General features: G+C 65.1%; 1 protein-coding gene. It reads right to left on the minus strand.

The window, feature by feature from the left end; translation table 11 throughout:
- The coding region (locus tag IB272_RS35780) for an aminotransferase class I/II-fold pyridoxal phosphate-dependent enzyme (protein WP_192445911.1) at positions 1 to 255 on the minus strand (255 nt) is incomplete at both ends.

Genomic DNA, 255 nt, shown 5'->3' on the forward strand with positions numbered 1-255 from the left:
GCCGACATCTGCGTGCGGATGCGCGCCTGGCCCTTCGGCACCACCGGGAAGGAGAAGCCGATGACATAGACGCCCTTCTTCAGCATGCGCGCCGCCATCTCCTGGGCGAGTGCGGCATCACCGAGCAACACCGGGATGATCGGGTGGCCCTCGCCGGCCAGCGTGAAGCCGAGCTTGGTCATCTCGGTGCGAAACAGGCTCGCATTGGCATAGAGCCGTTCGCGCAAGGCATCGCCGTTGTCGATCAGGTCGAAG

It is taken from the genome of Ensifer sp. ENS08, from assembly GCF_014852195.1.
In the GTDB taxonomy this organism is placed as follows: domain Bacteria; phylum Pseudomonadota; class Alphaproteobacteria; order Rhizobiales; family Rhizobiaceae; genus Ensifer; species Ensifer adhaerens.